This is a genomic window from Tumebacillus amylolyticus, assembly GCF_016722965.1.
Lineage (GTDB): Bacteria > Bacillota > Bacilli > Tumebacillales > Tumebacillaceae > Tumebacillus > Tumebacillus amylolyticus.
The window spans coordinates 263,528-277,719 of record NZ_JAEQNB010000002.1 but is presented as its reverse complement, the minus strand read 5'-3'; the positions used below and the strand labels follow the sequence as shown (position 1 = coordinate 277,719).

General features: G+C 56.6%; 13 protein-coding genes. 9 read left to right on the top strand and 4 right to left on the bottom strand.

Translation table 11 applies throughout. The annotated features are described in order from the left end of the window. Positions 1-44: 44 nt before the first annotated feature. The 3 genes from JJB07_RS08270 to JJB07_RS08260 all read left to right on the top strand — a co-directional run bounded on the left by JJB07_RS08270 (position 45) and on the right by JJB07_RS08260 (position 1,659). On the top strand, positions 45-530 hold the full coding sequence (locus tag JJB07_RS08270; RefSeq protein WP_201633494.1) for a hypothetical protein: 486 nt from the start codon (positions 45-47) through the stop codon (positions 528-530). 101 nt (positions 531-631) lie between these two features. Continuing rightward, complete coding sequence (locus JJB07_RS08265) at positions 632-1,357, top strand: AzlC family ABC transporter permease (RefSeq protein ID WP_201633492.1); 726 nt, start codon at positions 632-634, stop codon at positions 1,355-1,357. Beyond that, the gene (locus tag JJB07_RS08260) at positions 1,333-1,659 is read left to right on the top strand and encodes an AzlD domain-containing protein (RefSeq protein ID WP_201633489.1); all 327 of its coding nucleotides are present in this window, start codon (positions 1,333-1,335) and stop codon (positions 1,657-1,659) included. Before JJB07_RS08265 ends, JJB07_RS08260 begins: the two co-directional genes overlap by 25 nt. A 60-nt stretch (positions 1,660-1,719) precedes the next feature. On the opposite strand, the gene JJB07_RS08255 is transcribed toward JJB07_RS08260, so the two are convergent. Beyond that, entirely contained in the window at positions 1,720-2,451 is a 732-nt protein-coding gene (locus JJB07_RS08255) for a 3D domain-containing protein (protein WP_283809086.1), read from the bottom strand. A 290-nt stretch (positions 2,452-2,741) separates the two neighbouring features. Here JJB07_RS08255 and JJB07_RS08250 point away from each other — a divergent pair, with 290 nt between their 5' ends. Genes JJB07_RS08250 through JJB07_RS08240 form a run of 3 tightly spaced genes read left to right on the top strand, consistent with a single transcriptional unit; the run spans position 2,742 to position 8,100 of the window. Beyond that, entirely contained in the window at positions 2,742-5,084 is a 2,343-nt protein-coding gene (locus tag JJB07_RS08250) for a 3-hydroxyacyl-CoA dehydrogenase/enoyl-CoA hydratase family protein (protein WP_201633487.1), read from the top strand. A gap of 31 nt (positions 5,085-5,115) precedes the next feature. After that, complete coding sequence (locus tag JJB07_RS08245) at positions 5,116-6,297, top strand: acetyl-CoA C-acyltransferase (RefSeq protein WP_201633484.1); 1,182 nt, start codon at positions 5,116-5,118, stop codon at positions 6,295-6,297. Positions 6,298-6,324: 27 nt separating this feature from the next. Continuing rightward, a complete protein-coding gene (locus tag JJB07_RS08240) occupies positions 6,325-8,100 on the top strand; it encodes an acyl-CoA dehydrogenase family protein (protein WP_201633481.1) in 1,776 nt (591 codons plus the stop codon). Between the two features lie 29 nt (positions 8,101-8,129). Here JJB07_RS08240 and JJB07_RS08235 read toward each other — a convergent pair whose 3' ends face one another. Further along, positions 8,130-9,371, bottom strand: a complete 1,242-nt coding sequence (locus JJB07_RS08235; RefSeq protein WP_201633479.1) for an MDR family MFS transporter — start codon at positions 9,369-9,371, stop codon at positions 8,130-8,132. A gap of 166 nt (positions 9,372-9,537) precedes the next feature. On the opposite strand from JJB07_RS08235, the gene JJB07_RS08230 reads away from it, so the two are divergent. The 3 genes from JJB07_RS08230 (at position 9,538) to JJB07_RS08220 (ending at position 12,699) form a co-directional block, all read left to right on the top strand. Next, positions 9,538-10,743: a hypothetical protein gene (locus tag JJB07_RS08230; protein ID WP_201633476.1), complete on the top strand. Its 1,206-nt coding sequence runs from the start codon at positions 9,538-9,540 to the stop codon at positions 10,741-10,743. Between the two features lie 141 nt (positions 10,744-10,884). Beyond that, positions 10,885-12,177, top strand: coding sequence for a phenylacetate--CoA ligase PaaK (paaK, locus tag JJB07_RS08225; protein ID WP_201633473.1), 1,293 nt, complete (start codon positions 10,885-10,887; stop codon positions 12,175-12,177). Between the two features lie 27 nt (positions 12,178-12,204). Next, a complete protein-coding gene (locus tag JJB07_RS08220) occupies positions 12,205-12,699 on the top strand; it encodes a phosphatase PAP2 family protein (protein ID WP_201633470.1) in 495 nt (164 codons plus the stop codon). A gap of 54 nt (positions 12,700-12,753) precedes the next feature. On the opposite strand, the gene menA is transcribed toward JJB07_RS08220, so the two are convergent. Next, positions 12,754-13,671: a 1,4-dihydroxy-2-naphthoate octaprenyltransferase gene (gene menA / locus JJB07_RS08215; protein ID WP_201633468.1), complete on the bottom strand. Its 918-nt coding sequence runs from the start codon at positions 13,669-13,671 to the stop codon at positions 12,754-12,756. A 27-nt stretch (positions 13,672-13,698) separates the two neighbouring features. Then, a complete protein-coding gene (locus JJB07_RS08210) occupies positions 13,699-14,094 on the bottom strand; it encodes a hypothetical protein (protein ID WP_201633465.1) in 396 nt (131 codons plus the stop codon). Between the last annotated feature and the right edge of the window lie 98 nt (positions 14,095-14,192).

Genomic DNA, 14,192 nt, shown 5'->3' with positions numbered 1-14,192 from the left:
GGCGTAGTAGAATGATAGTAGAGGAGAGAGGGTGAATAGGTTCCATGAAGAACGCATATGAAATGAAAAAACGTGCCGCGCAGTGGCAAGGCAAACGCCTGCGCTTGAAGCGCACGGTAACGGTCGCCGCTCTCACCGTCGCAGCGGTGCTGTCTGTTGTGCTTTATAAACTCTACGCCCACCAAGACATTCGCTGGACGGTTGTGATCAGTCTCTTCGCCTTGGCGCTGGTCGTCTGCGTCGGGTCGCTCACCGCGTACACCAACACGATGCTGGTCGCGATGTATTACGCCGCGTATGCGCAAATGCTGGAAGCTCCCGAGGACCTCGACCTCGTCACCGGCACGTTGGAAAGTGTCTCTCGAGTCAGAATGCCCTACATCGGCATGCTGTACCAAGTCACGCTCGGCGTCGCGGGCGAACAAGTCCGTTTTTATTGCCCCGGTAAACTTTTGCAAGACGTTTCTCCTCACGAACGCATTCGACTGCGCACGCACGATCTGTTTGCCATTCGTGTCGAACGGCTCTAACTTTCAGGCTTGCGCGAAGTTGTGTGCAAGTCTGTTTTTGTATAGACTATATACCAAGATGTACAAAAAATCGGACTACTTCCTTGGAGGAACTTCCTTTCATGTCACAGAGCGTTGTCAATTCGGAGGAGCGGCCAAGTTCCTCCCCGATCACACGCGGCGTGTTGCAAGCTTTGCCTGTGGTGATGGGCTACATTCCGATCGGGTTCGCCTACGGAGTGTTAGCCGGGCAAGCGCACTTGTCGCTGTTCTCCACGCTGTTGATGTCGTTCATTGTCTATGCAGGTTCGTCGCAGTTGATCGCAGCCGGGTTGTTTGCCAGCGGGCAGCCGATGCTGTCGATCCTCTTCACCACGTTCATCGTCAACTTGCGGCATCTGTTGATGGCGGCGGCGGTCTCGCCGTACTTGTCGCGGTGGCCGCAAGCCAAACGGCTTTTGTTTGCGACCGAACTCACCGATGAGACGTTCGCTCTGCACAGCCTGCAATTTGCAGAACGGGTGCCGGGGGCCAGACAAGTCTTCGCCGTCAACGTGACGTCGCATCTCTCGTGGGTCCTCGGTTCGTGGTTGGGCTTCGTCGCGAACACGATGTTGACCGACGTGAAGCCGTTCGGTCTGGATTACGCGTTGCCCGCGATGTTCGTCGCGCTGCTGCTCTTGCAGATTCATCATGTGAAAGCGGTGGGAGTCGCTTTGTTCAGCGGGATCGTAGCGGTTGTGTTTCAATTATTGGGCTTTGCGACGTGGTCGGTCATGCTTGCGACTGTACTCGGCGCGACGCTTGGGGTGGTGTTGGAGTCGTGGACGAACAAACAATCTGGTTGACGATTCTCGGAATGTCGCTCGTGACTGTGATCCCGCGCCTGCTTCCCGTCTGGTTGCTTGCGGGGCGAACGTTGCCGCCGCTGGTCGTAACGTGGCTGCGCTATGTGCCCGTCGCCGTGCTTGCTGCGATGCTGGCTCCGTCGCTCGTGCTTCAGGAAGGGCATCTCGACTTTTCCTGGTCGAATTTGTATTTCTGGGTCAGTTTGCCGACGATTGCGGTGGCGTGGAAGACGCGCAATTTGTTTTTGACGGTGATTACCGGAATGGGCGGAATTGCGTTGGTTCGGCTCTTGTTGACATGATGAGGGAATATTCAGATAGGCGAGGGGACAGGGGTCCCATCGCCTTTTTCCTACTTTGGGTTATGCGGATTGTTGAGAAGCGTCGAGGACGTAGACTTTGATGTTTTTCTTGTAGCCGAATTGAATGGCGGCCGAGAGGTCGCTCATATAGACGTCAATGCGGTTCCCGACGATGGCCCCGCCGGTGTCTTCGGCGACGCGCACACCGATTCCTTCAATATAGACTTTGGTGCCGATCGGGATGACAGACGGGTCCACGGCGATGGTTTGGTGGTCTTGCACGACTTTGCCGGACGCAGTGACCCCATAGCCCGGATCACCCGGATGTTTGCCGGTCGACTCAAAACCGGCGGTGTAGGCGGTCAGGTCGGCGTTGAGAACGTTTTTGACCGCGAGTCCCGGTTGGAGCAGTTTGCGTTCCAAGTTCGGAATTTGCAGTTCTTGGTCGATTTTCAACACGTTTGCGTTGGGCAAGTTGTTCAACTGTGCGAGCGTCTCCGTCTTGGTGTTGAACGAAGCGGCGATGGACGAGAGCGAGTCGCCTTGCTTCACTTTGTAGGTGAGCGTTTCCGGGACGGCCTCTTCGACTTTTTTCAAAAGATCGGTGCCGGAGCGGGCGATGACCGGCGGGAGATTGCTCGGGAGCGGCGGACCGTACACAACGCCGCCGAGATCATAAGTATGCGGAGCGCCGTAGGGCGCGGGCAGTTCGTACATCGCGTAGCTTGGTGTTGCAAGCAGAGAGAACAGCAAAGCAAGAGAAAAGACGAATGCCAGCAGGGTTTTTTTCATGTGGTTTCTACCTCCGTTTGGTTACGTTTTCCTGTCACTAGACTTGCCAGTTTTGGGAGTCTATAAACCTACCAGTGCCGGAAAACTCGGAAGTCAGAAAAAAATTTCGTCGTGGGGGAATTTTTCGAATATCGGAGAAGGATATTTTCAGGCCGTGAAGAATACGATATATCAGAAAGTTAGACTGAACAGTCAATGTTGTTTCTGACGCTTTGTACTTTTCTATATCGATCTTCGACCGACTGTTCGGTTGAGGGATAGAGGGGACCATTGAAGGAGGTCACGGACACATGGAACGCAAGATTCGCAAAGTCGCGGTGCTCGGCGCCGGCGTCATGGGTGCCGGCATTGCCGCACATCTCGCCAACGTAGGGGTGAAGTCCCTGCTGCTCGACATCGTGCCCAAAGATCCGGAGCAAGACCGCAACTTGTTTGCCAAGCGCGGTCGCGACGGTCTGTTGAAGCAAAAACCGGCTGCGTTGTACGCACCGGAAGTGATTGATCTCATCGAGATCGGCAATTTCGAAGACGATCTGCATCGTCTGCAAGAGTGCGACTGGGTGATCGAGGTTGTCGTCGAGAACCTCAACATCAAGCGTCAAGTGTATGAAAAAATTGAAGCAGCCGTTCGTCCGGGCACGATCGTTTCGTCCAACACGTCCGGCATGTCGATCGCTGCGATGGCAGAAGGTCGCGGAGAATCGTTCCGCAAGCACTTCCTCGGCACGCACTTCTTCAATCCGCCGCGTTATATGAAACTTCTCGAAATCATTCCGGGTCCGGATACCGACCCGAGTGTCATCGAATTCATGGCGAACTACGCAGAGAAAAACCTCGGCAAAGGCGTCGTGTTTGCCAAAGACACCGTCAACTTCATCGCCAACCGCATCGGCACCTACGGTCTGATGGTCTCGGTTCAAGAGATGGAGAAAGCGGGCCTTGGCGTCGATGAAGTCGATGCGCTGACCGGCCCGGTAATCGGCCGTCCGAAGTCTGCCACGTTCCGCACGCTCGACATCGTCGGTCTCGATACGTTCGTTCATGTAGCGAACAACGTCCACGATTCCGTAGAAGACGGGGAGGAAAAATCGACCTTCGTCATCCCGTCCTTCCTGCAAAAAATGGTCGAGAACGGCTGGATCGGGGAGAAAGTCAAAAAAGGCTTCTTCCAAAAAATCGGCAAGGACATCCATGCGCTGGACTACAACACCATGGAGTACCGTCCGCGCACCAAGATCAAGTCCGCGTCTCTGGAAATGGCGAAACAGCAGAAGTCTCTGAAGGAAAAACTGCGCACCCTCGTCTACGGCCAAGACCAAGCGTCCCTCTTCATGTGGAACGTCTTGAAACGCACCTTGATCTACTCCGCCAATCACGCATCCGAAATCGCGGACGACATCGTCAACATCGACCGCGCGATGAAGTGGGGCTTCAACTGGCAGACCGGCCCGTTCGAAACCTGGGACCTGCTGGGCGTCGAGAAATCGGTCGCTCGTATGGAAGCAGAAGGCGAAACCATCCCGGAACTGGTGAAAAACTTGCTGGCATCCGGCAAGAAATCGTTCTACGAAGAAGAAGCCGGCGTCAAGTCGTTCTACACCCTCACAGGCGAGTTCAAAGGTCTGGAAGAGAAAAAGGAAATCATCTCGCTCGCCGCTCTCAAAGAGCAAGGCCGCGTGATCAAGAAAAACTCCGGCGCGTCTCTGATCGACCTCGGCGACGGCGTTGCAGCTCTTGAATTCCACTCTCCGAACCAAGCGATCGGCAACGACATCGTCGCGATGATGAACTACGCGGCACAAGAAGTTTCTCAAAACTACAAGGGCCTCGTCATCGGCAACCAAGCGAACAACTTCTGCGTGGGCGCCAACCTCATGATGATTCTCATGGCGGCGCAAGACGACGATTGGGATGAACTCGATCTGACCGTTCGCATGTTCCAAAATGCGACGATGGCTCTCAAATATATGGATCGTCCGGTGGTCGCAGCTCCGTTCAACATGACCCTTGGCGGCGGCGCAGAAGTTTGCTTCCCGGCCGACAAAATCGTCGGTGCGGCAGAATCGTACTTCGGTCTCGTCGAAGTGGGCGTCGGTCTGCTTCCGGGCGGCGGTGGGAACAAGGAAATTCTCCTGCGCAACATCGAGAACGTGCCGGAGGGCATCGACCTCCAACCGTACGTCACCCGTGCGTTCGAGACGATTGCCATGGCGAAAGTGTCCACCTCGTTCCGCGACGGTCAAAAACTCGGCTACTTCCGCAAGTCTGACGAGATGACCGTAAACCAAGACTACCTGCTGCACGACGCGAAGCAAGCGGTGCTCGCGATGGCTCCGAACTACGTAGCCCCGACGCCGAAGAAAATCAAAGTCGTCGGTGAAAACGGCTACGCGCTGCTCAAACTCGGCGCGCAAACCATGAAGCTCCACGGCTTCGCATCCGATCATGATGTGAAGATCGCATCTAAAGTGGCAAACGTTCTCGCAGGCGGTCAAGTGATCGGCGGCTCCGTGGTCAGCGAGCAATACTTGCTCGACCTTGAGCGTGAAGCGTTCCTCTCGCTGTGCGGCGAACCGCTCTCGCAACAACGCATGCAATACATGCTGACGAAAGGCAAACCGCTGCGCAACTAGTTTGCGAGGCGATTGAAGGAGGTACAGAATCATGCGTGAAGCAGTGATCGTATCGGCTGTCCGTACAGCCGTAGGTCGTTCTCATAAAGGCTCCCTGCGCCACACCCGCCCGGAGGACCTCGGGGCTCTGGTTGTGCGCGAAGCACTGAACCGCGTTCCGGAACTCGATCCGCGTGAAGTCGAAGATGTCATCATCGGCTGCGCGATTCCGGAAGGCGAACAAGGCATGAACCTCGGCCGCATCGTAGCGATGCGCGCCGGGCTCCCGACGAACGTCGCAGGCATGAGCGTCAACCGTTTCTGCTCCTCGGGTCTGCAAACCATCGCGCTGGCTGCACAAGCCATTCTCACCGGCCAAGCGGACGTCATGATCGCAGGCGGCGTCGAATCGATGTCGATGGTTCCGATGGTTGGCAACAAACTCGCTCCGAACCCGTGGTTGGTCGACAACATGCCGGAAATCTACATGGGCATGGGTCACACCGCAGAGCAAGTCGCGCAACGCTTCGGCGTCTCCCGCGAAATGCAAGACGGTTTCGCCGTTCGCTCGCACCAACGTGCAGCCGCTGCCATTGCATCCGGCAAGTTCAAAGACGAGATCGTTCCGGTCCCGGTCAAGTTCCAAACGGTCGATGAGAAGGGCAAAGTGAAAGTTCACGAGTACCTCTTCGACACCGACGAAGGCGTGCGCCCGGACACTTCGATGGAAGGTCTTGCGAAACTTCGCCCGGCATTCCACGTCCAAGGCTCCGTCACGGCGGGCAACTCGTCGCAAACGTCAGACGGCGCAGCGGCAGTCGTCGTCATGTCTGCTGAAAAAGCGCAAGAACTCGGCTTGAAGCCGCTTGCGAAATTCCTGTCGTTCGCCATCGGCGGCGTGGACCCGGACATCATGGGTGTCGGCCCGGTCGTCGCAATCCCGAAAGCGTTGCAAAAAGCAGGTCTGTCGGTCGACGACATCGACCTGTTCGAAGTCAACGAAGCGTTCGCGTCGCAAGCGTTCCACGTCGTGCGCGAACTCGGTCTCGACGAAGAAAAAGTCAACGTCAACGGCGGCGCCATTGCGCTCGGTCACCCGCTGGGCTGCTCCGGCGCGAAGCTGACCGTCCAGATTCTCAACGAGCTCCGTCGCCGCAACGGCAAGTACGGCGTGGTCTCGATGTGCATCGGCGGCGGCATGGGCGCAGCAGGCGTATTCGAACTGTTGAACTAATTCCACACATTTGAGGAGGCAACTACCATGAGCGAAGTAAAAACCAAAAAACGCGGAGGCGCGTTCCTGATCGAGAAGACCTCTCCGGCTGACGTCTTCACTCCGGAAGACTTCAACAACGAGCAACTGATGATCGCGAAAACCACGGCCGACTTTGCCAAGGGCGAAGTCGAACCGCGCCGTGAAGAGATCGAGAAACTCGACCTCGAACTGACCATCGATCTGCTCAAGCAAGCGGGCGAACTCGGCCTGCTGGCAGCAGACGTTCCGGAAGAGTACGACGGCCTTGGCCTCGACAAAATCTCCTCCACCCTGATCACCGAAAACATCACCCGCGCAGGCTCCTTCGGCCTGTCCCACGGCGCGCACGTCGGGATCGGGACCCTGCCGATCGTCTACTTCGGCAACGACGATCAAAAGAAACGCTACCTGCCGGACCTCGCATCGGGCGCGAAGTTCGCAGCGTACTGCCTGACCGAGCCGGGCTCCGGCTCTGACGCACTGGGCGCGAAAACCACCGCGATCCTGAACGCGGAAGGCACCCACTACGTGCTCAACGGCACGAAGCAGTTCATCACCAACGCAGGTTTTGCAGACGTATTCGTCGTCTACGCAAAAGTCGACGGCGACAAGTTCTCCGCGTTCATCGTGGAAAAAGACTACCCGGGCGTTTCCACCGGCCCGGAAGAAAAGAAAATGGGGATCAAAGGCTCCTCGACCCGTCCGCTCATCCTCGAAGATGTAGCCGTGCCGGTTGAAAACCTGCTCTACGAAGTAGGCAAAGGCCACCACATCGCCTTCAACATCTTGAACATCGGCCGTTACAAGTTGGCTGCAGGTTGCGTCGGTTCCAACAAACTGGCGATCGAGCACTCCGTCAAATACGCAAACCAACGCAAACAGTTCAACAAAGAGATCTCCTCCTTCCCGCTGCTTCGCGAGAAGTTCGCAGACATGAACATCGCAGCGTACGCAACCGAATCGATGATCTACCGCATCGGCGGAATGATCGAAGCGGGTCTGGCGGACGTGGATACCTCCAACGGCCGTGACGTGACCGCGGCGATTGCCGAATACGCAATCGAATGCTCGATCTCCAAAGTCTTCGCTTCCGAAGCGTTCGACTTCGTCGTAGACGAAGGCGTGCAAATCCACGGCGGCTACGGCTTCATTCAGGAATACCCGATTGAGCAAATGTACCGCGACTCCCGCATCAACCGCATCTTCGAAGGCACCAACGAAGTCAACCGTCTCCTGATCCCGGGCACGCTCGTCAAAAAAGCGATGAAAGGCGAAATCGCTCTGCTGCAAGCGGCACAAGGTCTGCAAGCAGAACTGATGTCCCTGATGCCGGGCATGGTTGACGAAGACATCCCGCTCGCAGTCGAAGAAGACCTCATCGACCGTGCGAAGAAAATCTTCCTGATGGTGGCAGGCTACGGCGTGCAGAAGTACCAACTGGCGCTGGAAGCTCAACAAGAAATCCTCGCGAACGTCGCAGACATCGCGATCGAAATCTTCGCGGCTGAATCTGCACTCCTGCGTGCGCAAAAGCAAATCGCACGCGACGGCGAAGCAAAAGCGGCGACCAAGATCGCCATGTCCCGCGTCTTCGTCAACGAATCCTTCGGTCGCATCGAAGCGATTGCCAAGGAAACCCTTGCTGCGATGGAAGGGGGCGACGTCCTCAAAACCCAACTCTCCGTCCTCAAGAAACTCGCTCGTTCCACCCCGATCAACGCTGTCAAAGTCAAGCGTGAACTCGCGGCGAAGATCGTCGAGCAAGAATCCTACATCTGCTAGTCCTTTTTACGAAAAAGAAGCCGTCCCCCTCAAGCGAGGGGAACGGCTTTTTTTACTTCCAAGGCAGGTTGCAACTCGGCTTTGCGCTTGATCCAGAGCATTCGGTAGACCGGCACGCTCAGCGCCATGATCAACGTGAAGACCAAGAGCATCACATGCCCGCCGAATTGCTGCATCAACTGCCCGCCAAGCAGAGGACCGATCGTGGCGGCGACGATCCACGAGAAGCCGCTGGCCCCCATATAACGGGCACGCATGTCGTCCGGCGCGAAGTCGGCGAGCAACTTTTTCGAAACGGACGCCGAGATGATCTCACCGAGCGTAAACACCGTGAACCCGATCAGCATCAGCGAGGAACTGTGGTTGAGCGCGAGGATCAAGATTCCCAGCGTATACACCCCGCCGCTCGCTTTCATGACATGATAGGGGTTGAAGCGCGACAGAAAGCGTGCAACAGGCATGGAGAGCACGACGCAGAGGATGCCGTTGAGCGATTGCATCACCCCGTAGAGCCAAGAGGCGTCCGGGAGGATGTTTTCCAGATGCAGAGGCAAGTACGACGACATCTGGTTGTAACCGAGCGTGATGGCAAACGAACCGAGCAGGAAGAGGATGAGCTTCACATCTTGCAAGATGAACCCGTAGCCGATCTTGTTCTGCGACCGTTTGCACGCGTCCGATTCACAGACAATGTTCTCCGGCTTCGATTCGGGAATGAAGAGGGCAATCACGACCGCGAAGGCCACCGTCGCCGTCGCCATGATGCCAAACAACGTGGCCGGATGCGCAAGGAGCAACGAGACGCCGAGCAACGGGCCGACGGCGCAACCGACGTTGTTGCCCATGTACATCAGGGAAAATGCGCGGGCGCGGTTTTGTTCACTCGTGACGTCTGCCACCATCGCGCTGACCGCTGGTTCGGCGAACGAGGAACCGAATCCTTGCAAGAACGAGAGAAGCGCGAACCACAGCACGCTGTCGGTCAATGCATACCCGCCCAGCGCCGCCGCATCGAGCAGCATACCTGCAATCATCACCGGCTTGCGGCCGATCTTGTCGGCGAAATACCCGCCGAGCATGTTTCCGAAAAAAGCTCCCAGCGGGCGCACCGTCAACACAAATCCGATGATCGTCAGCCCCGCCCCTAAACCGTTTGCCAAGTACAGTGCCAAAAAAGGCCGTATCATAAAGGTCCCGACATTGAGCAACGTCATGCCCCAGAACCGTATCCAAATGCTTCTGTCAAATCCGCCAAACATTCCGCTAAGCATGAGGGTCACCCCCTTGTTTTCCAAGAATTTCTTTCTTGGCACCAGTATATGGCATTACGGATACTTTGTAAACGCTTATGTATAGAAAATAACACAAAGAGGATTTTCGGGAGATCTGTCGAAGATGTTCGAATAACAAGCGTAGATTTGGGGGTGTAGATGTCCCATGGATTTAGCCTCGATTCTCGACAAAATCAGTTTGACGGTCATTGGTATGATTGTCCTCGGAATTTTCTCCGCACTTTCTGTGGTGATGATGATGGGCAATGTCTTGCGCAAGGGCAAGTACGGAGGTGCTTGGGCTGCATTGGGCGGCGTTTGCATCGTGTTGGCCGGAGGTCTCTTGCTGCTCAACAAGTTCGCGCCCACCGCATTGGCCAAGTCCGAAGAACCGCAACACACCGCGTCCCAAACGAACCCTACGACCACAACTGCTGAACCGGAAAAAACGTCCTCGACCGCCCAGGGCGGCGAGACCGGCAATACGCAAGGCATTGGCGAGTTCAAGGGCCAAGGCAACGCAGAGGGCGAAGACCTCGGTTGGCTTCTGACCGTCATGCAAGCGCTCAAAGACGGGCAACCGATCCCACAGGAGTACATGGCGATGCTGCCCGACGGCGGCAAAAGCCTCGCGACGCAACAGGCGGCATCGGGGCAAACGCAGGGCATCTCCAAACCGTTGGCGACTCAATTGACCGCCATCGCCCGCGACCAAGGCAAGGCATCGCCTCGTGCGACCGCCTCGAACTATGTTCCGCAGTCTCCATACAGCGGGGGCAGCGGCGCAGCAACTTCGACGACCGGAAACGGTACGAGCCCGGCACCTGCACCGTCGAACAGCGGCACGCCGACACAGGAGCAACAGGTGCCGGTGAATCCGACGCCGACGCCCACCCCGACACCGAATCCCACTCCGAAACCGACACCTCAGCCGACTCCCACACCGACCCCAACTCCGACTCCGCCTGTCCAGCAACCGCCGGCAGCGGGCACGTTGGTAGACGGTGGTTTGTTGAAATCGGTGCTCGGTTCCAGCAAATCGGACGTACAGAACTTCTTCCGCTACAACCAATCGCTCGGTGAGAACGGCAACGTGCTGTCCTACTACCGAGGTTCGATGTCGGTTGACGTGACGATTTCCGGCGGCATTGCCACGCACGTCACGCTTCGCTTCGATCGCTTCAACCCGCCGGGTCAAGACCGTGCCTACTACGAAACCTACATGTTGGGCATGGCGGGGATGAGCCAAGCGAACGCGACGTCGCGCAGCGGTTCGACCTCCACTTGGTCGAACGTCTACTCCGGCGCGTCGAACATCTCGATCTCCATCGACCTCGCCTCGAACTCGGGCCGCGTCGAAGCCAACCGATAATTCCAGCAACCCCCTCCGATTTTGAGAGGGGGTTTTTTGGTTACGTAGAGGAATTTCAACGACAATCAAGAAATAGAATATTCGTACCTATCGAACGACTTTGCTTTTTAGTAGTTTCAAAGTTTGAGGAGGAGAACTGCGATGATCTTCAACGAGCGAATGGAAACGCTGGAGCGAAAGCGCTTACAGGAATTGCAGATGGAGCGTCTGCGTGCGACGGTCAAGCGCGTCGCGGAGCGCGTGCCTTTTTATCGGGAGAAGTTTGAAGCGATGGGTGTGAATCCACTGGAGATTCACTCTTTGGATGATGTAGCTTCTCTGCCGTTTACCGTAAAAAAAGACCTGCGGGACAATTATCCCTTCGGTCTGTTTGCGTGCGACCGCGACGAAGTGGCGCGCATCCACGGTTCCTCGGGTACCAAGGGGAAACCGACCGTTGTCGGCTATACCAAACGCGATCTTGAAAATTGGGCGGAGATCGTCGCCCGTTCCATTTGCCTCGCGGGCGGACGTCCGGGAGATATGTTCCATAATGCATACGGCTATGGGTTGTTCACAGGCGGACTCGGCTTGCATGCCGGCGCTGAAGCGATGGGCGCGACGGTCGTGCCTGTTTCGGGTGGACAGACGTCCCGCCAAATTACGTTGATCCAAGACTTTGAACCGCGCGGCATCTGCTGCACGCCTTCCTACGCGTTGAACATTGCCGAAGAGATGCAACGCCAAGGCTTTGACCCGGCGCAAAGCTCGATTCAATACGGCATCTTCGGTGCGGAACCGTGGACGGATGAGATGCGTCAAGCATTGGAACGCGTCTGGGGCTTGAAGGCGATCGACATCTACGGCCTCAGCGAAGTGATGGGACCGGGTGTTGCTTGTGAATGTCACGAAGAGCAGAACGGCCTGCATATTGCCGAAGACCATTTCTATGCGGAGATCATCGACCCGGAGACCCTGCAACCGCTGCCGGAGGGGGAATTTGGCGAGTTGGTGTTCACCTCGTTGACCAAGGAAGCGTTCCCGGTGATCCGTTATCGCACGGGCGACATTTCGGCGTTGACTTCACAGCCATGCTCTTGCGGGCGGACCACGCGTCGGATGGCGCGGATCAAGGGCCGCATCGACGACATGATGATCATCCGCGGTGTGAACGTTTTCCCGAGCGAGTTGGAAGCCATCTTGCTGACCGTACAGGAACTCGCTCCGCATTACCAAGTCGTGTTGTCCCGAGACGGGGCGCTCGACCAAGTGGAACTGCACGTCGAAGTTCTCCAAGAGCTCGCCATTGCCTCGGAAACGGAGACTCTCTCCAAGCGAGTCGGACATATGCTCAAAGATGCGCTCGGCGTCTCCATCGGCTTGAAGATTCACCCGCCGCAATCGATTGCACGCAGTGAAGGCAAAGCGGTTCGCATCCTCGACAAGCGGAACTAGTCCTACAGCCTGTGGTATCATGGGGATATGGACAAGATCATCCTTCAAAAAATTCGCAGTGTAGTCGGGCGTCGACGCTCCGTGGACCGCATGATGGTCCACATGGCCTCCAAGGGCCCGCTCTGGCTGTTTCTCGTCATGGGGTTGGTGGTGGTGTATTCGGGCACCTCAGGCGCGTGGCTCGTCCTGCAAGCGGTTGCAGCGGCGGTTCTGACACGGGGGATCAACGAAGGCATCGGACGCTTGAAACATCGAGACCGTCCGTTCGTGCAAGAGAGTTTTCAACCGCTGCTGGAGCACGAGCCGAGTTTCTCGTTCCCGAGCAACCACAGCGCTTGCGGATTTGCGCTCGCCGTCGCGGTTTTTTTGGGTGCGCCGATTTGGGGTGCAGGGATGCTGGTGCTTGCCGCGCTCATGGCGTACGCCCGCCTCTACGTCGGCGTCCACTATCCCTTTGACGTGACAGCCGGAGCTCTCATCGGCTCTGCCGTCGCGTGGCTTCTGCATATCGTATGGGTCTAACAAAAAAAGCCAACGTTCTCCCGCGAGGAGGACGTTGGCTTTTTTCTATGCGTGCTATAGGTGCGTGAAGTAGTACAAAAAGACGCCGAAGACTTGCAAGATCCCGAACAAGAGCTCAAGCAGAGCGGTCAGCCCAAACGCCATGTTCAACTCCACCGGATCGGTCGTCGGGCGAACGGTGCGGATGATGCGCACCGCCAGCGGAAACGTGAGCAGGGGGAGCAGAGACAGCGTCGGGATGACTTCCATCGCCCAGAGCACGACGGGAATCACATAAACGAACAGGAGCAAGATGTAGAACAGACGATTCGCCGGACGTTGTGGCAAGACAGACGCGAGAGTGCGCTTGCCGATCGCTTTGTCGTGGCGAATGTCGCGCAGGTTGTGAACGTGCGTGACCGCCATCGCAAGCAATCCGTACGGCACGCCGGAGAGCAAGACGTAGGTGTAGGCGATCTTGACCATGACATAGTACGTGCCGAGCGTCACCAACGGCCCGCTGAGCAGGAACATCGTCACTTCGCCGAGGGCATGATACGAAAGCGCCCATGAAGTGGCGGAGTACAAGATGCTGCCGAGCAGTCCGACGATGCCAAGCACGAGAACCAGCCAGCCGCCGACGGAGACGAGATATCCGCCCAGCAGAAGGGCCAGTATGTAGCAGGTCCAGGCGCTGACCCAGAGCTGTTGCGGCAGCAGCCAGCCTTTGTGCAGAACGCCGTCGGAAACGCCGTGGGCGTCGGCCCCTTTGAGATCGTCGTAGTATTCGTTGAGCAGGTTGCTGCCCGCTTGAATCAGCAGCACTGCGATCATCGTCAGCAGGAAAGTCCAGCCGTCAAAGCCACGGTCAAGCAGTGCCAAACCGCCGCCGAGCAACACCGGAAGAATCGCCGCGATCAGGGACGGCGGTCGAACGGCCCGTACCCATTTTTGTAGAAGTGAAGGTTGTTTGGTAGACGAAGAGGCAGGCATCGAGGTCGTTCCTTTCTCCCGGCGGGATCAGCCGCGGAACTGGCTTTGGCGGAGGGCATCCACTTCGTCTAAATACGAGCGAATGTCATGCTCGCGATAGACGTGGAACGTGCCGATGGTTGACGCCACGCGGTGTGCTTCTTCTGATTGCAGATGGAGGTAGATCTGGTGATAAGTAACGGGTGGAAACGATTGCACTTGGACGACCGCTCGCGAGATTTCCATAATGATACGGTAATCATTGGTATAGGTCCGCCACAAAAGATCGTGCGGCATGACCACCACGTTCTGCGGCACATCGTACTCCCGGTCCTTGAACAGAATCTTGGCCAAGAAAAAGCCGATGAACAACAAGACCGGAAGTCCGACAATCAACAACCAATATCCGTCATCCAACCAAGGCGTATCATAGACGATCCTCATGTTTTCTTTCACCTCATGGTTCAGGTCTCTCTGGTTAATATACTACGAGATTCTATGTTTTCCTAGCATCTCTTGATCTTGTCCTGCATAGAATCGAG

Bases quoted from the DNA above. Each gene is read 5' to 3' on its own strand.
- JJB07_RS08270 (WP_201633494.1), top strand. From the start codon at position 45: ATGAAGAACGCATATGAAATGAAAAAACGTGCCGCGCAGTGGCAAGGC.
- JJB07_RS08265 (WP_201633492.1), top strand. From the start codon at position 632: ATGTCACAGAGCGTTGTCAATTCGGAGGAGCGGCCAAGTTCCTCCCCG.
- JJB07_RS08255 (WP_283809086.1), bottom strand. From the start codon at position 2,451: ATGAAAAAAACCCTGCTGGCATTCGTCTTTTCTCTTGCTTTGCTGTTC.
- JJB07_RS08250 (WP_201633487.1), top strand. From the start codon at position 2,742: ATGGAACGCAAGATTCGCAAAGTCGCGGTGCTCGGCGCCGGCGTCATG.
- JJB07_RS08245 (WP_201633484.1), top strand. From the start codon at position 5,116: ATGCGTGAAGCAGTGATCGTATCGGCTGTCCGTACAGCCGTAGGTCGT.
- JJB07_RS08240 (WP_201633481.1), top strand. From the start codon at position 6,325: ATGAGCGAAGTAAAAACCAAAAAACGCGGAGGCGCGTTCCTGATCGAG.
- JJB07_RS08235 (WP_201633479.1), bottom strand. From the start codon at position 9,371: ATGCTTAGCGGAATGTTTGGCGGATTTGACAGAAGCATTTGGATACGG.
- JJB07_RS08230 (WP_201633476.1), top strand. From the start codon at position 9,538: ATGGATTTAGCCTCGATTCTCGACAAAATCAGTTTGACGGTCATTGGT.
- paaK (WP_201633473.1), top strand. From the start codon at position 10,885: ATGATCTTCAACGAGCGAATGGAAACGCTGGAGCGAAAGCGCTTACAG.
- JJB07_RS08220 (WP_201633470.1), top strand. From the start codon at position 12,205: ATGGACAAGATCATCCTTCAAAAAATTCGCAGTGTAGTCGGGCGTCGA.
- menA (WP_201633468.1), bottom strand. From the start codon at position 13,671: ATGCCTGCCTCTTCGTCTACCAAACAACCTTCACTTCTACAAAAATGG.
- JJB07_RS08210 (WP_201633465.1), bottom strand. From the start codon at position 14,094: ATGAGGATCGTCTATGATACGCCTTGGTTGGATGACGGATATTGGTTG.